Genomic DNA, 20,818 nt, shown 5'->3' with positions numbered 1-20,818 from the left:
AGCTACTTGCCGGAAACGTAATGAGCCAAACAATTCTTGTCGTTGATGATAAAATAAATGTTCAAACCTTGCTTAAGGAAGTTCTTATTAGCAAGGGTTTTGAGGTGCTATGCGCGTCCAATGGGCGTGATGCACAGCTCGTATTAAAACGGCATACTCCAGACCTTATACTTCTCGATGTCATGATGCCGCAAATGGATGGCTATGAGTTCATTGCTAAACTGCGTGAAACCAGTGATCTGCCTGTCATCATGATTACCGCGAAACAACAAGAGCAAGATATCGTTAAAGGATTCGAACTTGGAGCGGACGACTATATTAGCAAACCATTTAAAATGAGTGAGTTAATCGTGCGTGTTCAGGCTGTTTTAAGAAGAACGTCCCGTCTGTTCGCAACCGATCCAACGCTGAAATTCTCTAGCCTTTCGCTAAACACAGTGACCCATGAACTTCGGGTTAGTGATGAGGCCGCTCCTGTCGATCTTACGTTGGCTGAGCTTTCACTTCTCAGTCTTCTAATGAAGTCGGCAGAGCACACGGTTAATAAAGCGGATATTTGCCGTCACTTGATTGATGAAGGGTACAGTGGCTCAGAGTCGACACTAAAGATCCATGTCAGAAATTTACGAAGTAAGCTCGAGTTGCGATTAAAAGGCGACATTGAGATTGAGTCCGTTTTTGGTGTCGGTTACAGGTTAAGGATGGTTCATTAGTGAGGATTTCATTACGAAGTAAACTTGTAGCAACCTACTTACTAATAAGCATCTTCACTGCGCTCGTTATCTATATACTCACCTATTTTACCTCTGAGCAGCGTGTACAAAATCTGGCGCAAAGTTACCAGACAAAAGAGATGGTTCAGGAAGTACGCCATTGGTATGCCGCAGAACAGACGTGGGTGGGCTTTCCAGAGTATTTTAAGTCTCTCCACCCTCCTATGCCTGATAGTAGAAAGCCGGATATAGAGAAGGCAGAGCTCAATAAATCTGGAAATAAAGCATCCAAAAAAGCAGGATTAGTCACTGCGGATAAGCGTGCTTTACTTAGATACCTAAAATTTCAGCCTGGAGACATCGTACCAAAGGCGTATCTGGAGAACGCCAGTCCTGTAAAGTATCAGGGCGAAGTTGTTGCATGGGTTATCCCTCCAGAGGCAACCGGTATAAGTTTGAATTCTCAACTCCAGGTGTTTCTGGACAATATTCTGGACATCCTGCTGATGTCAGTGGCAGTCAGTATTCTTATTTCCCTTATATTTGGGGCTGCAATCGCCAAGTATATTCTAAAGCCTGTCGAGTCACTGACTAAGGCGAGTTCCGCAATCGCTTCAGGTGACTTAACTCAGGAAGTCTCAGATCACAGCAACGATGAAATCGGTGATCTCTCTCGCTCCTTCAATAAAATGAGCAAAGACCTCGCGAGAGCAGATAAACAACGACGCCAGTTAACCGCTGATGTTGCCCATGACTTAGGGACTCCAGTTCAGGTGATATCTGGATACATTGAAATGGCTCAGGATGGTGTTTTAGATCTGGATGATGAAAGAGTTGATATTATCTCTTCTGAGATAGCGCATATTCAGAGGCTACTGAAAGATATGAGCTTGTTGGCTAAAACCGATGCCAAAGCACTTTCAATTTATACCACGTCTACAGATATCCGAACTCTTCTTGAAAGGGTAATCCGAATGCATCAACTGGCTTGTCAGGAAAATCAAATTACGCTGGCTTTGAACTGTGCAGATTCTTTGCCTGCCCCTGAACTGGATGAGGAGCGTATGGTGCAGGTTTTGGGAAACCTTATCCGCAATGCTATTCGGTACGTTCCTAAAGGCGGGAAAATTGAGGTTGCTTCCTATTGTGTTGATCAGTGCCTGACGATAAAAGTGAGTGACACCGGTTGCGGTATACAGCAAGAAGATTTGCCTTTTGTATTTGACCGATTTTATCGTTCCGACCCATCCAGAACGGGTAAGCAAGGCTCGATAGGGTTAGGGCTGAGTATTGCTCAGGGGCTGGTAAACATACAGGGTGGAACCATACGGGTTGAAAGTGATGGTAAGTCTGGTAGTCATTTTATTATTGATTTCAAACTGCAGCGTAAAGATATGTAAATACCCACCTGTCTAAACGAGTTCTAAACCAGTTATTCCATATTGCTCATTAGTATTCCCATTAAACGAAGGCGATGATTAATCGCCTCTCAGATTTATTAATAGATGGGATGGTTACAATGAACAGAACAAAACGACATATTGTATTCGCAACTTTGGGTGCTGCTTTGATGGTGGGATGTACACAAGCGGATATGCCGCCTCCTGGTCCTGGAAACATGGACTTCGGTACACAAGATGTTGTTATCAATGGTGTTACTTTCTCAGTCTCTGAAAGCTATCAATTCTTTGGCTGGAATGATGCGCCCGCTGGCTTTAACTACAATAAGTTACCTATTAAGACATTCATGAACAGTAATGGTGATATCCATTATTATCAGGTTGTACATCTGCCTGATGGCAATTTGAACTGGTTTCAGGCAGCGTATCTTGCCCAAGATGCTGGTGGCTACCTTGCATCAATAACATCTGCGGAAGAGAACGCATTTGTTTTCGATTTAGTTAACGACAAGAAATACTTCTGGTCTTTCCCTCCATACGTTGAAGGTAAGAGCCGACACAACCATCATGAGATCTCAATTGGTCCTTTCCTGGGCGGATATCAACCAGAAGGTTCAAAAGAACCTGCAGGTGGATGGAGTTGGCTAAGCGGTGAAAAATGGGAGTACAGCAACTGGGCAGTAAACCTTGATGACGGTGTCGTGGACAAAGATCCGCGTCCAAATGATCAGCCTAATGACTCAGGTAACGGACAACGAGTTATGGGCTTCGGCGAAATGAACTTACCCGTACCAACATGGGGAGATTATATGGATGATGTAGGTACTTATGGACGTGACAGACTACCTGGACGTGCCTACGCCTTCATAATCGAATACGAAACTATGCCTAAGTAACATGCCCAGGTAACATGTCCAAGAAACGTAAAGGTGAAGAAATAGAAAATAATTTCTATTTCTTCTAAAAAAATCAAAGCCTCAGCCCCATCTAACAACTATCATTTGTTTAATCAAAAAACAAAGTGTTGTATGTACTCAATGTGTGGCTTGGGGCTAAAGAAATAGATAAAACACTCAGTAATCAATATTATTTTGAGTTAACTATTTCAAATTTAGTATGAAACGATTAGTCTCTCTGCTGCTTGTAACAATTAGAACCGTCAGTAGGCCAGCTAATAATCGATATGAAGTCACTATCCAGGACAGCAAATCTTTTTCCCCATATAACGGTGAATCTGTTTGTCGATGACAGAGGGAAGCGAAACCTTATACGGGAGTGTTTGCGATCTTCTGGTATTGATACCGAAAGCATCAATGCCAGAGCGGTTAGAGACGGTATTATTAGCCGAAATGCCGCGGATATAACGATTATTGAGTATCAGACTAACTTTATTGAGAGGATTACTCAGTACATCGAACAACAGCATGTTCAGGCCAGTTATGGAAACCGACCGGTATTTATTTTGGATATTCGCCATATTGTGACTGACAGAGTAGAGATTCTAAAGGCGAGAGAAAGCGGGGCAGACATTTTCTTCACTTCTCCTCTCACCAATAAACTGGTTGGCGATGCCGTATCAAAAAGTGCCACTTTGCAAATGCGAACCCAAGAGGTCGCAAAGCTCTATAAAGACCTTGATGCATTAACTTACCATTGCCGGGAAGAGCTTCATCAGATTAACGATACGGTAAAACTTAACTTTCTTCTGGATCAGTTGCGATTCGTTAATAAATTGGCGGCATTTGGGGCTATCGCCCGACGACAACCTGATCGGTTTCTCTCTAGCCGCAACAAACTTACGCTCGCAAAACTACTAGTAGACTTACAAGCCGAACGCTCTGAAGTGCTTCTTAATTCGCTGGTGGATATCGGCGTATTCCACTTTCAGGCGAATACTGTACTTTACGAAACCTATATGAGCATGGGTAAAGAGATGTTGGCAACCGAGGCTTTGGTTCGATCTCAGATTACCCGCAGTGATGATACGGTTCTGTTTAAGAAGTCGGTGATGGCACTGGTTAAACAGGGCAGAACAAAGCCGCTGGAAAGCTTTATTTCCACATATCTGCAAAATATGAATCAGGACGAGCAGCAGCTTATCGAGTTCTTTGGTGTGCTGTATGAAGCCGTTATCGACTATCCAAAGCGATTCACCCGTATTAGCCGCTCTCTGACACCGCTCTTGGTTCGATATACTAAAAGGCTGCCTGCTAACTTACGCCAACAAGCGTATGTTTATGGTTATCTCATCGATGCGATTGGAATGCAGTTAAGCAGAAAACCAGCCAAAGCGATGCTCTCTTTTGACCTCGCAAGACGCACAAATGGCCCACATGGCTATCTGTTTGATGAGCTGCAAATTGTAGAGCTTATGTATTTATCGTTAGCAGGGGAGTACAACTTTGCTTATCGTAGTCACAATCGCATTCAACAAAATGAGAATATCACTACCGATACCATTACTTACAGTCTGACGATGGATCGCTATCATGAACTGGTTGAGGCAGAGAGTGCGCTGAGTAATAGTGTTAATGATGAGCACCAATATTTGGTTGTCAGTATGGTGTGCAACCAATTCCGCTACTCCGATGAACTGGTTAACCGTAGCCTGTATGCGTTAAGACGCTATTCTGAAAACAATGCAGATGCTAAGCAATATATCGCCAACAGCAAAAGGCGAATCATGCGTATTGGTAAGGCGTTATCTAATGTAAGTGCCTATAAAGGCACCATCCCATCAATAAAGTCTCGACCAACAACGAAGAAACCAGTGGCGAAGCCGAAACAACGCTGGTCAACTCGCTTGTTTGGAAAGTTAGTATCGAACAAACGGAATTAACGTTAGCTAGAAATTACTAGATACTTTCAATCTGAGAGATAGTTTCCTCTGGATCCTGGTAATTAATAGGAAGTTCTGTGATTCGTCCATCAACTTCAACAAACAGCGATGGAAAACTATTTCCCCCAATTGAGCGGGCAAAAGAGATTTCATTAAGCAGTTCGCTGTGTGTCTGTTCAGACAAGAAGTCATTTTTAAACTTCTCTTTATCCAAGTTCAACTCTTCTGCTAACTGGATTAACGTGTCAATGTCACTAGGGTTTAAAGCATTGAGATAGTAAGCACGTTGGATGGCGAAATACATCTCCTTTTCATTTCCTTGATAACGAGCAGCAAGGGTTGCGCGGCAGGCAGGGTAGGTGGAGCGCCTTGGTGTATTTAACGTCCAAAAATCATGATTAAACTGAGTACCCAGAAACTCGTGAATCTTGTGCCAGTAAGATTCTATAGCCTGACGCATTTCCAGCGGCATTGGAACATCAGAATCCGGTGCCAATCCACCGAGCACATAGATAACCTCTACTTTGTCAGAGACAGACTGCTCAATCTTGTTCCAGGTTGGCTTATATCCCCAGCACCAGGCACACATAGGATCGTAAACATAGTAGAGTTTCTTGTTTGTTGACATAGGTACTTCCTTGTTTTGTTTTCATCCACTATGAGCCAAAACAGTCTGAAAATCACTATGAATTATTGTTATATCTTAGATGAGTTTATTTGATTTCAAATGATAGTGAAGCACTGGTATTTTGTATGCAGGTACTTCAAGGTTCTGAAGTACCTAATAAAAATACTAAGAAGCAGGCCTAGCCTCATATATGTTGTGTTGCCTCCGATTCGGAGGCTTTTTTTGCTTTCAGAAACTTATTTCCAAAAAGGCTTATTCGCTTCGTGTTTTGCGGATGTTCTGTCCAAGCCAATATCATCCAATAAATGATCCGGTAGCATTTTAAGGTGCTGTCTGGTCATTCTGTTTCGGTGCCAGCATTTTATTTTTGCTAAGATTTTCTTATGCAAGTTAAGAGGTTTCTGTATCACAGTATCGAGTTGCTCTAGAGTAAAGTCAGTCATAATATTCCCCTTGCTTATTTCCCTTTTCGTGATTAATAATTAATCAGATGCAGGAAGCCATCAAACGATAGAATTTGATATTGAGTTAAGGAAGACTTAAGTGAAAGATCGTCTGCCTCCACTACAGGGGATGTATTATTTTTATATTGCGGCTGAGAAAGGGAGCTTTAAGGATGCTGCAGAGCAGCTATTCGTAACGGCTGCTGCTATTAGCCAACAAATTCGCCAGTTAGAAGAGTGGCTCGATTGCGAGCTATTTGAACGACAGCACCGTAAGGTAAAACTCACTGCTGAAGGGGAGCTACTTTTTCAGTCAGCCAAAAGAGGTTTTTTTGAGCTCCAGGATGGCGTGAGAAAGCTGAACCAGGACCCCGAACCAGGTCGACTTGCCATATCCACTCATCCCACTTTTGCTCAGCATTGGCTTATTCCGAGGCTGAAAAGTTTTCGAGAGAACAATCCAGATTTGTCTTTACTGGTAGACCCAAAGAATGAGCTCGTGAATTTCCAGAATGGCCTCATCGATATATGTGTTCGATATGGTCGGGGGAATTACTCAGGGCTAGAAACCATCAAGCTGATGGATGAGGTGCTCTATCCGGTTTGTCATCCGAGTTATCAGGAAGATCATGGTTTGTATGAAACAGAGGATCTTATCCGAGCGGATTTAATCGAAGATGTCTGGCCGGATATGACATGGTCACTATGGTTTGAAAAGCTCAGGCACACTAAGCCGTGTGCATCAATAAAGTACGACGGATCTCAGTTTGTTATGGAAGGTGCGTTGGCAGCACAAGGTGTCGCATTGGTAAAACACAGCTTGGCTTATCGCTACTTGCAAGAAGGCAAACTTGTGAGAATAGGAAGCAAAGCCGCAAAATCTGAATACAGTTATTTTATCTGTGCTCCGTCGGGCTATTTTCGAAGAGATAAGATACAGATATTTGTTCAATGGCTGAAAGCAGAAGTGTTGAAGTTTCAACAAAGAGGCGAGCAAGGCATCGATCTTTTAAACCTGAGAACGGAATCAAATGGAGTGATTAAGTTAAATGAGTAAAAGCAAACGCATATGGTTCCTCTCAGTCGCCATTTTAGTTTTAATTGTTGTTCTGATTTGGTCTCAATCATCTCAGTATAAAGGTGACACTGTCACTAGTGTGAGCGTAAATCAGATAAGTGAAAAAGTGTACGCCATCGAAACCGAGTTAACGGATGGTAGTCGTGCAGAAGCCGTTAAGGTTGAGGAAAGTTGTTGTTACGAGCATGAAGAGTTCTCGCGCGAAAGCTTATTGATAAATGGAGTTGCTGCTTCGTCTGGACAAAGTATCGAGTTTGCGGGTGTTTGCCTTACGCAAAAATCAGAGCTCGCTATTTTAGTCTCTCAGTGGGGTGGGTCTGCCACCCTGGAGGCTTCTTTAATCGCTAATCGATATAACCGTTTAGATGGTACCTTTGATGAAGTTATCGTGGATCTTTATGGTGGTGGGGCTTATCTGGATGAAGAAGAGAGCATAGATGTAAATGGGGCGAACTTTATCCAGTGTGGGCCATCACAGAAAACATATTCCACTGATGGCTCCGATTTTATACCTTGTCGTTGCGATCTTGATCGGATTGAAGAAATAGCAGTGCTAGAGCAGTCTGTTACTGAACAGTTGAAGGTGACAGAAAAGATAACTATCGACAATTTTGAAGAGTCGTTTTTTGATGGAGAGATTCACAATCAATCAACGACAGTTGTAGGTGACGAGCAACTGCAAAAAACGCTGACAGATCTACAAAGTATTGGTGGTTTACCCTATGAAATTCGTCAGTTCACCAATAGTTTTATTGATGCGATGACCATTGTTTACAATAAGCCAATGTATGACTCTTTTTCGGTGCTATTAATGAGAGAAAAATCTTCTAAAGATTGGCATCTTGTTTATGGTTCGCTTCCAAGCTCTAAAGGTTTTCATCCACCAGAACTTTTTCAGATCAACGAAGACAATTCTATATCCGCTCATATGTGCCTTGAAGGGTGCGACTGGTGGGGGAATCGCTTTGGGTTAGTGAACATATCCCTGAATACCGAAATTGGAGAGGCGAGATTTAAGTTGATAGAAGAGATCGAATGGTAAATGGTTTAATCTGATGTCATACAAAATGAGCGAGGTCAGGTGACTAACCTGACCTCGTTCTGCGTTTAGGTGGTGTTAACTACGGTTTTTCTTGGGTGCGCTTGCGCAAGAGTCGCACCCACCGCCACAAACACTTTTCTTCTTGAAAATCTTACGGTAGAGATAAAAACCTGCTCCACCTACGATGATGGCAGTGACAGCGATATCGACAATGCCAAAGGTTTGTTCATACATGTTTGTATCTCCTAGCGGACAACTTTAATGGGAATTTCGTCGGGCATCATTTTTCTCTTTAGCCAATCTTTAAAACCCAAGAAAACAAGTAGTGTTAAACCACTGAAGTAGGCGATTGACATCAGTTGAATACCTGTCAGGTTAAAGTTGGTACCAATCGAATAAACAATGGTAGCAACGGTAAACCCAATGAGTGTTGGCAAGAAGATAGATAGTAGCATCCACTTATACTCTCCGGTTTGTACTTTAATCATCATTACCGTGGCAAGACATGGTGGATACAGAATAAAGAATAGGATTAACGCAACCGCTGCAATCTCACCATGAGCTGAGAACTCATCAGACTCTCCCATGCGCTGTTCAAGCTTCTGATTACTCTCTTCATCTTGCTGGAACAGCACGCCAAGAGTTGCAACGCTACTTTCACGAGCCGCAAAAGATGAGAACAGAGCAACGTTGATCTTCCAGTCGAAGCCAGCGTATTGAGTCACTGGTTCAAGTGAGCGTCCGAACTGGCCAAGCATCGACGCTTCGAGACGCATCTCTTTCATTTCGCGACGAATCTTTTTACGAGCAGATGTGAGTTTTCTCAAAGCACGATTGGTTGTTTTCGCACCTTTATCACCTTTGGTTGGAACCACAACTGAATAGAATTCAGCATTACGTGCTTTAAACGTCTCGTTTACTGCTTTTGACGCTTCAGCACCTTTTGCATTTAGTTTCGCTCGTTTGTAGTCAGTATAGAAGTTAACTAGGGCAGGCAATGAGTTCTCATCAAACTTACCCGAGTAATCGGTTTTCTTAATTGATTTTTCGAACTTCACCACAGCCTGTTCAGCTTGTATCTGAAACGCCATTTGTTCGTTCTCAGGCACACCTGGGAATTGCAGAAGCACAAAAATAACGGTAGAAACGGCTAGTACAATGGTCCCCACTTTACGGATGTACATCCAGGTGCGTTCCAGAGAGCGAGTGACAACACTTCGAACAGTTGGAAGGTTGTAACGTGGAAGTTCCATCACAAATGGTGCGGTTTCCGTTTTACGAAGAACAGTTTTTGTTAGCAGTTTTGCAACCAACAGTGCCGCAATGATACTGATTGTCGAAATGTAAAACGTCATCAGGGGTTTGTCTTTCACAAAGAAAATCCCCAATAGCAGCGTATATAGGGGTACTTTTGCCAGGCAGTTCATGTATGGAACCGTCAATATAGTCGCAAGTCTTGCCCTGTTGTCCGGTATGCCTTTTGTCGCCATAACACCTGGTACGGCACATCCTCCAGCAAATACACCAGCAAGAATCATAGGCAAGGTGCTTTGGCCGTGCAGACCAAACTGGCTAAGTAGCCTATCAGAGATAAATGCGATACGAGCCATATAACCTGAATCTTCCAGAATAGCGATTAGCGCAAACAGAATCAGAAAGATTGGAATATAGTTCAGTAGAGTGTTAGCTGAGTCGACAATCCACAGCCCGAGAGAACGAACATACGGATCGTGTAGGAATCCAGCTTCAGGTAACAAGCTTGCGACTATCTCCCTAAATGAAGCCAGATAAGGCCACCAGTAGTTGGTAAGCTCATACCCATAAACAATGGCACATTGATAAATGACAAAAACGGTCGCGATTAGGAATAGTGGAGCGCCAAATCGGTTCAGTACTAGGGAATCTAGCTTTTGAGAAAAGGTCTTCTTGCCAGAAGCTTTTTGCTCAAACACAACGCAGCTTGAAAGCAGGCTGGAAACGGTTCGCTGACGTTGAGCTACGATGTAGTCATTAACTTGTGTGTTTAGGTGCTCTACAACTTGTTTTTGCTTTGCTGAGACTACCGAACTAATTTCTCGTTGAGTATCCTCTGGTGCGTTTGCTTTTAACCAAAGCGTCGCTTCTTCATCGTTCTCTAACAACCTTAAAGCCAACCAGCGCTTAGCTGGCAATTGATTGATTTCTTTATCATCAAGCATAGAAGATATCTCGGAGATGCTCTCTTCTAGCTCAGGATAGGGCACGGTAAACTGACTGGCTTTAACGTCAGCGATTACCTGAGCAATTTGATTCACACCTTGACCAAGACGTCCGATACATTCTGTAACAGGGACATTCAGCGCTTCCGCAAGCTTCGCGGAATTGATCGTGATGCCTTCTTTCTTAGCCACATCCATCATGTTTAATACAATCGCGAGGGGTAGTTCAAGCTCAAGCATTTGAAGCGTCAAGTGCAAAGAACGGCTGATATTCGCGGCATCCATGATATTAAGCACGACATCTGCTTTTTCTTCTCTCAATGCTTTTCGTGCGACGCGTTCTTCGAGAGAAAAGCTGGTGAGGCTGTATGTTCCCGGAAGGTCGATAAGTTGATAAGAGCCATTCGAGTTTGAGAAATAACCGGTTTTTTTATCTACGGTTACACCAGGGTAGTTTGCTACGTGTTGACGAGCACCCGTTAACATGTTGAATATTGTAGACTTACCGGCGTTTTGCTGACCCGCCAGCAGGATTTTTTTTCTTTGCATTATTCTTTTCCTAATCTACTGCAGCGCTTATGCATCAATCATTACAGTTTCTGCTTCAGTTGCTCTGATAACCACATTGGTCATGCCCACCCGCACTTCAACCGGATCACCCATAGGGGCGTAGCGTACGACTTCTATTTCAACTTCGGGCATCAGACCGAGATCCAATAAACGCTGGCGAATGGCGCCCTGAGAATGGTGGCTATTTATCACACCTCGGTTGCCAGGCTTTAGTTCGGTTAAGGGCTTTTTCATGTTCGTAACTATTCGTTTGATGGCAGTTAATTCCGATTGTAATAACTCGAGACAGCTAGTGATATATACGAATGATAATAATTATCAATAGATTGATTTCGATCAATATTTATGCGAATGATATTTATTATCACTTTAATAAATGCATTCAGGCTTTTAAGATTGTTGAAAATTTGGATGGAGAGCGAATGGGCTCGTCGACGAGGTGTTCTCCATATCCACGTTACAAAACATACAGTTAATTAAGGAACAATAATGAAGAAACTGACACTTTCTGTACTTATTACAGCTTGTCTGCCTGGGTTAGCGCTTGCGCACACTCCTCTTTTCTCCTGTTACGACTTCGGTGACAACACCATTCTGTGTGAAGGCGGATTCTCGGATGGTTCTTCCGCTTCAGGTGTCGAAATACTTGTTCTGAATGGTGCAGGGCAAGAGCTAATTAAGAGTGAAATAAATGAAGATGGTGAGTTCGAGTTCCAGAAACCATCGGGTGATTACAAGGTTCAGTTTAACGCGGGGCCGGGCCACTCAATTGAAGTTGATGGCAAAGACATCGTCGAGTAACAAATCGTTTTAATAACAATTAAATCCAATATTCTTTAGGGAAAGTTAATAATGAAAAAGATTGCATTAGCAGCTGGCGTTGCAGCACTTACTCTTTCTGCAGCATCTCAGGCTCACTTCCAGTTGATGTACACCCCAACATCACAGCTTGAAAAGCCAACCACTCTTGATATGAAACTGGTATTCGGTCACCCAATGGACAATGGCCACGTGATGGACATGGGTCAACCAGAAGAGTTCTTCGTAATGTTTAAAGAGAAGAAAACAGACCTTCTTAAAGACCTTAAGAAAATCTCTTGGACTGGTCACGATAATAAAGCAGATGCTTACCAGCTAGAGTACAAAGCTAAGCGTAATGGTGATTACATTTTTGCTATGGTTCCGGCACCTTACTATGAAGGTGGCGAAGACATCTACATTCAGCAGATTACTAAGCGTTACATCAATAAAGGCGGTCTCCCAACGGGTTGGGATGCGCCTCTAGGTCTTAAGACTGAAATTGTTCCTAAGAACAAGCCATACCAGGTTCTTGCTGGCAGCACGTTCACTGGTCAACTTCTTTCTGAAGGTAAGCCGGCTTCAGGTGTTGAGTGTGAGATCGAGTTCCTAAACACAGATATCGACACTAAAGCCAATTCATTTGGGAAAGACACGCACCGTGAGCCACCAGCATCTGCGATTGTAGCGATAACTGATGACAAGGGTATGTTCACTTTTGGTATTCCTAAAGCGGGCAAATGGGGCTTTGCTTGCCTAGGCTCTGGTCCAGATACAGAGTTCAAAGGCAAAGAGCTTTCTCAAGACGCTGTTTTATGGATCGAAGCACAAGATTTATAAGGCATAGCCTATTTAGATTTGATATCTAGGTACTTTCAAAGCTGGCTAAGTGCCAGCTTTGTTCGTATTTATATTCAGGCGGCTTTCAGAGATATCTAGAGGCTTTCTGAATATAGTTTGCTTGCGATAACTCAATGGAGAAAGAGAAGTGTTTAATAAGAAACTCCTGACATTGCTTGTAACTAGCTGTGTTTCTCTCAGTGCATTTTCGCACACCGCACTTATGGCTTGTTATGACGAAGGTAATGGTTACATCAACTGCGAAGGTGGATTCAGTGATGGTGCGAGTGCGGAAGGTGTTGAGTTCCGTATCGAACAAAATAGCGCAGTGATTATGCAAACCAAACTTGATGAGTTTGGTGAAGTCTATTTCGAAAAACCTGCTGGCAAGTTTACCGTTGTTCTCAATGGTGGTGAGGGGCATGTAGTACATATAGATGGCAGAGATATTGCGGAGTAAAAATGAACGCAGTCGCTAGTACCGGTAAGAAGCGAGATACCGTCATATCCATCTCTAACTTGCATCACAGCTATGGCCAAAAGAAGATTTACGAGGGGCTTAATTTAGAAATTGAGCCTAGAACAATTTTTGGTTTATTAGGGAAAAATGGCGTAGGTAAATCGACGTTAATTAACCTGCTAATGGGGTACCTAAAGCCCCAAAAAGGTGAATGCCTGATTTTTGGAGAACCAGCGAACTACCTTTCACCAGAAACCCGAGCTCGTATCGCACTGTTGTACGAAGGGTTCATCAGTTACGACACCATGAGTATCGAGCAGGTAGAGAAGTTCTTTTCGTCTTTCTATCCTAAGTGGCAAAAACGTTACTTCATAGAGCTGATCGATCTGATGGATGTCAGCATGCACCAGCCATTATCCTCCCTTTCGTTTGGTCAAAAATCCCAGGTAATTCTTGGGCTATTGTTAGCTCAGGATGCGGACCTACTTATTCTGGATGATTACTCGATGGGCCTTGATGCCGGTTATCGCCGACTGTTTGTCGACTATTTGGGGGATTATCTGAATGGAACTAACAAGACGGTGCTTATCACTACCCATGTAATGAGTGACTTGGAAAGCCTGGTTGATCAGATCGCAATCGTTGATCGAAGCACGACGGTTTTTCAGAGCAGTATGAGCCATTTCAATGAGATGTTCCGTTGTTATACATCTGATGAAATAACGAAAATACCCGATTCACCTTTGATTCACAGAAAAGAGGTTCATCGTGAGAAACCAATGATTTACTCATTTAGTGGTCGAAGTGAAGTGGAAAGTGACACAGGCGCTTCTCTTGTGGAAGTGCCTATGACATTTGAAGAGCGTTTCTTAGGGTATGTAGGTAAGTACTAATGAATATAAATCCAATCTATCAAAAAGAGTGGTTTAAGCTGAAGCGTTACGCTTTTGCTCTTGCTGCTGCGGCTATAGTGCTTGGTTACTACTTCTGGTTTGATCTGGCTGGTCAATACGCCAATATCGAACCTGAATCCATGATGTGGTACCGCTTTTCGCATTTGGGTGATAAGCCATACAGCTGGTTACTTTATTACTTTGTTTTAGTTGGTGGCGTTGTTGCTGCGTGTCAGTTTGTTCCTGAGATAATAGGGAGAAAGCTTCGTATCCTGACTCACTTGCCTGTTTCTCTGAACAGCTTAGTTTTCAGGCACTTGTCGGCTGGAATCTTGCTGATTTTGCTGGTAAACGCAACTCTTAGTCTATTGGTGACTTTGGCATTCAGTCGATACTATCCGAGTGATATTGTTCAGGTAGCAATAAGAGATATTCTCTTTGGTCAACTACCAGCAATAGCTATCTACCTTGGTCTTGCTGCTGTGATCATCGAAAGTAACTGGCGACGTAAAACCACCAAGTTTATCGTTGCTGCACTAGCCACCTTTGTCATGCTAAAAGAACAGTACATGTTGGCTGATGCCGCCTGGTTGTTGGTTTTGATCTGGTTGACGTTCCCGGTAAAAGATAGCTTCCTCAGCGTAAAGACACGTAGAATTGAAAACAAGGGCTTTTTGGTGAGTATACCGCTCGTGGCAATTTTACTGGCTGGTAACTCAGGCGTACGTTTGCATAACGAATACGCGGTGGAGCATACAAAGTACTATGTTTTCTACTCTTCTGTATTGAACGACTTTGTATATCAGGAAAACGGAGCCAATCATACCTTCTTCTATGGAACGCTTACGGAACAACTAAAGAAAGACGATTTTGAAGAATCACTGCCATTTGTTTACTGGAAAAACTTGGATATTCAAGGGAAGTTGCCAGTTACTATCGATGGTGTGACTTACAATAAGAATCAAATACGTAAGTCGCGTATGAGCCTTCAATACGATCCAACAAGACTAAACAAGCCAGAAGTAGCGCTCTATCCGTTCTTCAACCCTATCAGCCACAAGGGTTCTATTCGCTTTCCTGAAAATGCTTTTGCTCTAAAATCTGATAGGTTTGAAGTCTATGCAGCAGAGACGGCAGCACCTAATGTAGATTTAACAGAAGAAGTAAACCAACTGGCTGCTAAGGAGAATGTCAATTTTCCTATTCGTGAAGTTTGGGGGAAAACGACAAATATGAAGCCGTTTGACTGGGGGTACTTCATCAAAGATGACGTGGGCAAGATCTTTAACCTAAATCGTGCTGATGACCTGGTTCATCTGAATCCGGTTAATATACCTGACGAAGTAGGTAACATCGATTACATTCAGGTTTCAGAAAACCGTCATAAGAAGTTCTACGGATATGCGGTTACAGACAAGAGCAAGGTTTATCTTATCTCGTATCCTGACTATCAGTTTATCCCCTTGGAGCTAGATGGCTTCGACCACAAAACAATGACATTCCAGTTCCTGTCCGATCCTCTCTATTACGTAATGAGATTTGACGATGGTGAGAGCTACAGTGCGGTTAGGTTTGATAAAGACTACAACAGGCTGGATAGCGCGGAATTTCGTTAGAATGATGCTGTGATTTTGCATCCAGGAAAATGTAACAATGCCTCCATTTCCGGAGGCATTAATTCTGCTTAACAGTTCAGTTGTTACTTGCACAAGGCGTCAATCTTTTCTGGCGTAGGGTTATCAAAGTGTTTCTGGTGCATTAAATCAGCAAAATCGCCGTGACAACTGACACAGCCTTGCTCCTCATCACCCGGTATGGTCTGAATATTAGCGAACTCAGGATCTTCCCTGTGTTCCTCTACTGCCTGCATATCTGGCTTGGTAATTAAACGATGGTCTACCGTTTCACCTTTAATTTGTTTTACTTTGTGGCACGCCATACAGCCATCCGGTTTGTAGTCTTCAGCGGTCAGGCTAAGGATCTTAGGTACCTTACCCCCACTATCTCCTGCAGCGGATACCCCGAAAGATGCACAAATTCCAAGAGCTAAGCACACTATTATTTTTGTTAGTTTCATTTAATTACCACCATTGCATTGCTAGTTATTTACTAATTGAACATAAAATAACCCTGACATTAGCATGGGTAATTGGTGAGCTGGTTTAGAAATGGTTTAGTTAAACTGAAGCAACAGGTAGAACAATTCAAAGTGATTTAGTTTTGCCGTAGAAGTTTAAAATCAGAAAGAGTGGGGCTTATTCCATAAATCACCCGGAGTTTAGGTTTCCGGGTGGAACTAAGCTTCTGATATAGCTGTTATACGTAGATTGAAATCCCTCCACCACTGCATCCGCCACCATGAGATGGTGCCGGAGCGGCTGGCTGAGGTGCAGGTTGTGGTGGCGCTGGTGTTCTGGCTACCTGTTGTGGCTGAGCGGGAGCCGGAGATGGTGCAGTTACATTCATATTTCCCTCCTGTTTAATAGAATATAAAAACAGCAAGGACAATATATCTAAGGGAAACAACGAGGATTAGGTGCTTTGTACCTTATAGACTGTTAAGCAACACCTTACACTAGCTTCCGATTTGCCAGGTCTCAGTGTGTTTGAAACTAAGGAGATAAGAAAAAGCTAAAACTCCTGATTCATCTTTTCAAGACAACTTAGTAGTAGCTTTTCCTGTTCAGGCTCAAAACTCTGTGTAAGGTCCTCAACCAACTCAAGATGCAACTGGTTGTGAGTCTGGTGGATACTTTGGCCTTCTTCGGTAAGTTTAACAACGATGGCTCTGCGGTCATTCGGGTGTGCGCATCGTTCAATCACATCTGCTTTAACCAGCTTCTCAATTTGAACTGTTAATGTACCAGTCGTGATTCCTAGCTTCTGAGCCAGCTCTTTCATTCTGAGAGGGCCATGAATACCAAGCACTTCAATCGTGTGGATCTGAGCCAGAGAGTAGCCTGTTTCTCTGACAACTGACTGCTCCCAAGAGGACATTTTGTCATAAAACTCAATCAGCGCCTGATTGAGTTTTTCTAATTTCTGCATACGTTAGCTTCGTTGTTTATCCGAGTTATTTATCAAGATAATGGACTTCAAGAGTCAAGTGATGAATCTTATCAAACTCAGATAGGATTTGTTTGTACTCTTCTACAGTTTTTTCGCAATGTGATTCGATGGCGATCGCAGCAGAGTGGTGATGTCCGCTGATTTTCCAGATATGGAGATCTTTTACTTCAGCATAAGGGGCCAGTTTATCTGATATTTTCTGGCGATATCCGCTTTCAATACTTTCATCCAGAAGCACTGGGCTGGTTTGAAGAACCAATCCAAGTGTCCACTTGCCGATGACCAGCGCGCCAACAATACCCATAATCGGATCAAGCCAGTTCCAACCATAAAACTTACCAAACAGCAACGCGACGATTGCCAAAACAGACGTCAATGCATCGGCAAGTACATGCAAGTACGCGGCTCTAAGGTTGTGATCGTGATGATGGTGGTGGTGATCATGTCCATGTGAGTGACCGTGGTCGTGATGATGGTGATCTTGAAGCAGGAACATGCTGGCAACGTTAACCGTCAGGCCAATAAAGGCCACCATGATGGATTCATTAAACTGAATCGCCTGAGGGTCAAACAACCGATGGACAGACTCGACGATCATTAACAGCGCAACTATGCCAAGAGCGATAGCACTGGTGTAGCCACCTAAGACACTCACTTTACCGGTACCAAAAGAGAATCGGTCATCTCCCGCGTGTTTTTTGGCATACCGATAAGCAAATAGCGTGATACAAAATGCGGCTGCATGGGTTCCCATATGCCAGCCATCAGCTAGTAAAGCCATGGAACCAAATAGTGTACCAGCGGTTATCTCAACGATCATGGTAACCAGAGTGAGCAATAGGACGTAAAAAGTTCGCTTCTCTCCCTTTTGGTTGTGGGAGACAAAGTGGTGATGGTGTTCCGCTGTAAATTGCATGTGTAATCCAAACTATTTTGATTTTCAAATTATTTGATTTGCAATTTAGTTTGAATGTCAAACTAAGTCAATGTGAAAAGTAATAATCTGTGAGAATAAAAAAAGATAGCCCAGTTTCCTGAGCTATCTTTTTAAAGCGGAGCGTTAGTGCTGTTTTAGCGAAAACGCGTATCAGTTGGAATTGTCAGAGAGTCTATAATCCGATAACGAATTTCGGTAATGTTTCCCTGCTTGTCTGTATCGACTGCTTTGGAAATTTTGCCTTTTTTGGCCCATATCTCAAGCATGGCTTCCACTCCGTCTTCACTGAGCGAAAAGTGCTTTGCCATGGCAGAGCGAGATGCGCTGCCATGTTCTTCTATATATTCCTTAAGCTGAGAAACAATCACTGTGCCAAAGCCTGAACAGGTGATGTTCTCTTACCTTGCTTTTTTAGCAAAGCATAGGTTCCTACCCAGGTTCCAATCACCACAGCTACCCATACAGTGCTGGTTACAGGGTGAATGCCGAAATGCATAAGGTTGTGGTAGAAAGCAGCACCAGTATATGCAAGTAGCATGGTGTATCCACCGATAAAGCCTGCGTATGAACGGCCGAACTCTTTCACGTACGCACCCATGGCAGCAACACAAGGAGTGTAAAGCAAGATGAAAATCAGGTATGCAAACGCTGCGTGAGCGGAAACAAAGTTAGCCTTCAGGTTACCAAAAATAGTGCTGTCTACTTCCTGATCTTCCGCTACGCCTGCAGCGTCAGTCAAATCACCAACACTGATACCCAGAGGATCAGAGTAATCCAGACCAAGCAGGTTTTCCGGAATAGTCATTACCGCTTCTTCAAGGCTGCCAGCTAAATCGTACTCAGCTGCCTCTTCTTCACTCGCGGATGAGTACAAGCTGTTTAGCGTACCGACAACGGCTTCTTTAGCGAAAATACCAGTAATGATCCCTACAGTTGCAGGCCAGTTATCTTTCTCGATACCAATAGGTTCGAATACTGGAGTCACAACTTGCGCAGCACGAGAAAGTACAGAGTTTTCACTGTCTTCGTTACCAAATGAACCGTCAGTACCCATAGAGTTAAAGAAGCTCAGAATAGTCACAACAATAACGATCGTGCGACCTGCGCCCATTACGAAACGCTTTAGCTTTTGCCACGTCTTAAGTAGAACGTTTTGTACTGTAGGGATTTCGTAGTCTGGCATTTCCATAACCAGAGCTTCACTGGTGCCTGGGTACAAAGTTTTGCGAAGTAGTAAGCCTGTTGCAACGGCAGCAACAATACCTAGCAGGTATAGTGCGAATACAACATTCTGACCGCTTTCAGGGAAAAATGCAGCTGCGAACAATACGTATACTGGTAGTCGTGCACCACAGGACATAAATGGAGCCATAGATGCAGCTAGTTTACGCTCACGTTCTTGATCAAGGGTACGTGTCGCCATAATTGATGGTACGTTACAGCCGAAACCAAGCACCAAAGGAACAAAAGCTTTGCCTGGGATACCGATTTTCTGCATTGCTTTGTCGAGTACAAAAGCAGCACGAGCCAGATAGCCTGAACTTTCCAGTACAGAAAGGAACAGATAAAGGGCTGCGATAACAGGGATAAAGGTCGCGACAGTCTGGATACCACCACCAACACCATCTGCAATCAATGTGGTTAGCCATACTGGTAAATGATCGTCAAAGAGGAAGTGACCACCATCAACAAGAAGCGCACCAGCAGCAATATCGAAGAAGTCGATGAACGCGCCACCGATGTTAATTGAGAACATAAACATCAGGTACATGATGACCAGGAACATTGGCATTCCAACCCATTTGTTCAGTACCAGTTTGTCGACTTTTTCCGTAATACTGCGGCTTAACTTCCCTTCGGTTTTACGGACTTGCTTGAGGATGTTGTGAATGTGCGTATAGCGAACATCGGCAATCTGTAAGTCTATGTCGAGATCAATGTTAGCAATCGCATTATTTAAAGCATCATTGTCGCTATCAGATAATGACTCTAGTACGAGAGCATCTCGCTCCAATGCTCTGAGCGTTAATGCACGGGCGGTAAGAGAATCATTGTTCCAAGAAGACTGCAGTGCAGTGAGCGCTTTTTCGATCTGCTCACCATAGGCAAGAGTAAGCGCTGATTGCTCCTCGCTACCTTCAAGGTATTCATTAAGCTGGTTTTTAAATGCCTCAACTTCCTTGCTATTTGTTGCTGAAAGAGCGACAACAGGGCAGCCTATTTGTTTTTCTAGTGCCGGAATATCCAGAACCTGACGTTCACGCTTAAGTTTGTCCATTTTGTTTAGGACAACGATCATCGGTCGGCCCAACTCTCTTAGCTGGAGAGTCGTATAAAGGCTGCGTTCTAAACTGCTCGCATCAACAACGTTGACAATAATATCGGCTGGGTGAGACAGAACGGCTTTAGCGGCAATGGACTCGTCAATGCTATCCCCATCGACACTTTCCAAAGAGTAGATGCCGGGTAAGTCTGTCAGATCAAAGTGATTGTTGCCCAGATTAAACTGTCCGGTTTTCTTTTCTATGGTAACGCCGGCCCAGTTGCCAACATGTTGTTTCGCACCGGTTAGTGCATTAAAAAGGGTGGTTTTACCACTGTTTGGGTTACCAACGGTCAGAACTTGGAATTGAGAGCTCATTACTTCACCTCTACATCTACTTGTGAAGCAATTTTATTACTAATTGCTAGTGACACACCGCGAACCTCAACTTGCAGAGGGTCGCCCATTGGGGCTCTTCGGATCAATCGAATTTCGGTTTGGGGTAGTACGCCCATTACCATCAATTTCTTTTTAATTTGGCCGGGTAGGGTAGAAAATGAAGCAATGGTAGCGGTGTCCCCATCTTTAAGGTTATTTAGTTTCATGTGGGCTCGTAACGCTAATAAAAATGATATTTATTTACATTT

At 43.3% G+C, this 20,818-nt stretch carries 23 protein-coding genes; 11 read left to right on the top strand and 12 right to left on the bottom strand.

The window, feature by feature from the left end; genetic code table 11:
• Positions 1–20 precede the first annotated feature (20 nt).
• The 4 genes from SNR28_RS07220 to SNR28_RS07205 all read left to right on the top strand — a co-directional run bounded on the left by SNR28_RS07220 (position 21) and on the right by SNR28_RS07205 (position 4,952).
• The gene (locus tag SNR28_RS07220; protein WP_375748537.1) at positions 21–713 is read left to right on the top strand and encodes a response regulator transcription factor; all 693 of its coding nucleotides are present in this window, start codon (positions 21–23) and stop codon (positions 711–713) included.
• Positions 713–2,113 (top strand): sensor histidine kinase, encoded by a 1,401-nt coding sequence (locus SNR28_RS07215; RefSeq protein ID WP_375748536.1) that lies wholly within the window; start codon positions 713–715, stop codon positions 2,111–2,113. The genes SNR28_RS07220 and SNR28_RS07215 overlap by 1 nt, the downstream gene beginning before the upstream one ends.
• 119 nt (positions 2,114–2,232) lie before the next feature.
• The gene (locus SNR28_RS07210; RefSeq protein ID WP_375748535.1) at positions 2,233–3,009 is read left to right on the top strand and encodes a hypothetical protein; all 777 of its coding nucleotides are present in this window, start codon (positions 2,233–2,235) and stop codon (positions 3,007–3,009) included.
• A 287-nt stretch (positions 3,010–3,296) separates the two neighbouring features.
• Positions 3,297–4,952: a hypothetical protein gene (locus SNR28_RS07205; RefSeq protein WP_375748534.1), complete on the top strand. Its 1,656-nt coding sequence runs from the start codon at positions 3,297–3,299 to the stop codon at positions 4,950–4,952.
• A 16-nt stretch (positions 4,953–4,968) separates the two neighbouring features.
• On the opposite strand, the gene SNR28_RS07200 is transcribed toward SNR28_RS07205, so the two are convergent.
• Together SNR28_RS07200 and SNR28_RS07195 are read right to left on the bottom strand one after the other, a co-directional pair.
• Entirely contained in the window at positions 4,969–5,580 is a 612-nt protein-coding gene (locus tag SNR28_RS07200; protein ID WP_375748533.1) for a DsbA family protein, read from the bottom strand.
• A 236-nt stretch (positions 5,581–5,816) separates the two neighbouring features.
• A complete protein-coding gene (locus SNR28_RS07195; protein WP_375748532.1) occupies positions 5,817–6,023 on the bottom strand; it encodes a DUF1127 domain-containing protein in 207 nt (68 codons plus the stop codon).
• A gap of 100 nt (positions 6,024–6,123) precedes the next feature.
• Here SNR28_RS07195 and SNR28_RS07190 point away from each other — a divergent pair, with 100 nt between their 5' ends.
• Positions 6,124–7,080 carry a LysR substrate-binding domain-containing protein gene (locus tag SNR28_RS07190; RefSeq protein ID WP_375748531.1) on the top strand — a complete coding sequence of 319 codons (957 nt, stop codon included), beginning with the start codon at positions 6,124–6,126 and terminating at the stop codon, positions 7,078–7,080.
• On the top strand, positions 7,073–8,143 hold the full coding sequence (locus SNR28_RS07185) for a hypothetical protein (RefSeq protein ID WP_375748530.1): 1,071 nt from the start codon (positions 7,073–7,075) through the stop codon (positions 8,141–8,143). The genes SNR28_RS07190 and SNR28_RS07185 overlap by 8 nt, the downstream gene beginning before the upstream one ends.
• Before the next feature lie 75 nt (positions 8,144–8,218).
• On the opposite strand, the gene SNR28_RS07180 is transcribed toward SNR28_RS07185, so the two are convergent.
• The 3 genes from SNR28_RS07180 to SNR28_RS07170 are packed head-to-tail and all read right to left on the bottom strand — an operon-like array spanning position 8,219 to position 11,145.
• Positions 8,219–8,377: a FeoB-associated Cys-rich membrane protein gene (locus SNR28_RS07180; protein WP_375748529.1), complete on the bottom strand. Its 159-nt coding sequence runs from the start codon at positions 8,375–8,377 to the stop codon at positions 8,219–8,221.
• An 11-nt stretch (positions 8,378–8,388) separates the two neighbouring features.
• The gene (feoB, locus tag SNR28_RS07175) at positions 8,389–10,890 is read right to left on the bottom strand and encodes a ferrous iron transport protein B (protein WP_375748528.1); all 2,502 of its coding nucleotides are present in this window, start codon (positions 10,888–10,890) and stop codon (positions 8,389–8,391) included.
• A 27-nt stretch (positions 10,891–10,917) separates the two neighbouring features.
• Positions 10,918–11,145, bottom strand: a complete 228-nt coding sequence (locus SNR28_RS07170; protein WP_375748527.1) for a ferrous iron transport protein A — start codon at positions 11,143–11,145, stop codon at positions 10,918–10,920.
• Between the two features lie 255 nt (positions 11,146–11,400).
• Here SNR28_RS07170 and SNR28_RS07165 point away from each other — a divergent pair, with 255 nt between their 5' ends.
• The 5 genes from SNR28_RS07165 to SNR28_RS07145 all read left to right on the top strand — a co-directional run bounded on the left by SNR28_RS07165 (position 11,401) and on the right by SNR28_RS07145 (position 15,518).
• Positions 11,401–11,712 (top strand): hypothetical protein, encoded by a 312-nt coding sequence (locus tag SNR28_RS07165; RefSeq protein WP_375748526.1) that lies wholly within the window; start codon positions 11,401–11,403, stop codon positions 11,710–11,712.
• 51 nt (positions 11,713–11,763) lie between these two features.
• The gene (locus SNR28_RS07160) at positions 11,764–12,549 is read left to right on the top strand and encodes a DUF4198 domain-containing protein (RefSeq protein WP_375748525.1); all 786 of its coding nucleotides are present in this window, start codon (positions 11,764–11,766) and stop codon (positions 12,547–12,549) included.
• A gap of 148 nt (positions 12,550–12,697) precedes the next feature.
• The gene (locus SNR28_RS07155; protein WP_375748524.1) at positions 12,698–13,009 is read left to right on the top strand and encodes a hypothetical protein; all 312 of its coding nucleotides are present in this window, start codon (positions 12,698–12,700) and stop codon (positions 13,007–13,009) included.
• 2 nt (positions 13,010–13,011) lie between these two features.
• A complete protein-coding gene (locus SNR28_RS07150) occupies positions 13,012–13,902 on the top strand; it encodes an ATP-binding cassette domain-containing protein (protein ID WP_375748523.1) in 891 nt (296 codons plus the stop codon).
• Positions 13,902–15,518: a DUF4857 domain-containing protein gene (locus tag SNR28_RS07145; protein WP_375748522.1), complete on the top strand. Its 1,617-nt coding sequence runs from the start codon at positions 13,902–13,904 to the stop codon at positions 15,516–15,518. Before SNR28_RS07150 ends, SNR28_RS07145 begins: the two co-directional genes overlap by 1 nt.
• 83 nt (positions 15,519–15,601) lie before the next feature.
• Here SNR28_RS07145 and SNR28_RS07140 read toward each other — a convergent pair whose 3' ends face one another.
• The 7 genes from SNR28_RS07140 to SNR28_RS07110 all read right to left on the bottom strand — a co-directional run bounded on the left by SNR28_RS07140 (position 15,602) and on the right by SNR28_RS07110 (position 20,776).
• The gene (locus SNR28_RS07140; protein ID WP_375748521.1) at positions 15,602–15,979 is read right to left on the bottom strand and encodes a hypothetical protein; all 378 of its coding nucleotides are present in this window, start codon (positions 15,977–15,979) and stop codon (positions 15,602–15,604) included.
• A gap of 239 nt (positions 15,980–16,218) precedes the next feature.
• On the bottom strand, positions 16,219–16,368 hold the full coding sequence (locus SNR28_RS07135) for a hypothetical protein (RefSeq protein ID WP_375748520.1): 150 nt from the start codon (positions 16,366–16,368) through the stop codon (positions 16,219–16,221).
• 165 nt (positions 16,369–16,533) lie between these two features.
• The gene (locus SNR28_RS07130; protein ID WP_375748519.1) at positions 16,534–16,950 is read right to left on the bottom strand and encodes a MarR family winged helix-turn-helix transcriptional regulator; all 417 of its coding nucleotides are present in this window, start codon (positions 16,948–16,950) and stop codon (positions 16,534–16,536) included.
• A gap of 25 nt (positions 16,951–16,975) precedes the next feature.
• The gene (dmeF, locus tag SNR28_RS07125) at positions 16,976–17,887 is read right to left on the bottom strand and encodes a CDF family Co(II)/Ni(II) efflux transporter DmeF (RefSeq protein WP_375748518.1); all 912 of its coding nucleotides are present in this window, start codon (positions 17,885–17,887) and stop codon (positions 16,976–16,978) included.
• Between the two features lie 155 nt (positions 17,888–18,042).
• Positions 18,043–18,276, bottom strand: a complete 234-nt coding sequence (locus tag SNR28_RS07120; protein WP_375748517.1) for a FeoC-like transcriptional regulator — start codon at positions 18,274–18,276, stop codon at positions 18,043–18,045.
• Positions 18,273–20,549, bottom strand: a complete 2,277-nt coding sequence (gene feoB, locus SNR28_RS07115) for a Fe(2+) transporter permease subunit FeoB (protein ID WP_375748516.1) — start codon at positions 20,547–20,549, stop codon at positions 18,273–18,275. Before feoB (SNR28_RS07115) ends, SNR28_RS07120 begins: the two co-directional genes overlap by 4 nt.
• Positions 20,549–20,776, bottom strand: a complete 228-nt coding sequence (locus tag SNR28_RS07110) for a ferrous iron transport protein A (protein WP_375748515.1) — start codon at positions 20,774–20,776, stop codon at positions 20,549–20,551. Before SNR28_RS07110 ends, feoB (SNR28_RS07115) begins: the two co-directional genes overlap by 1 nt.
• Positions 20,777–20,818: the final 42 nt, after the last annotated feature.

The sequence above is a fragment of the Vibrio iocasae genome (assembly GCF_042245395.1).
GTDB lineage: Bacteria > Pseudomonadota > Gammaproteobacteria > Enterobacterales > Vibrionaceae > Vibrio > Vibrio iocasae.
Note: the sequence above shows the minus strand (reverse complement) of the source record. Positions and strands in the feature narration are given on the sequence as shown.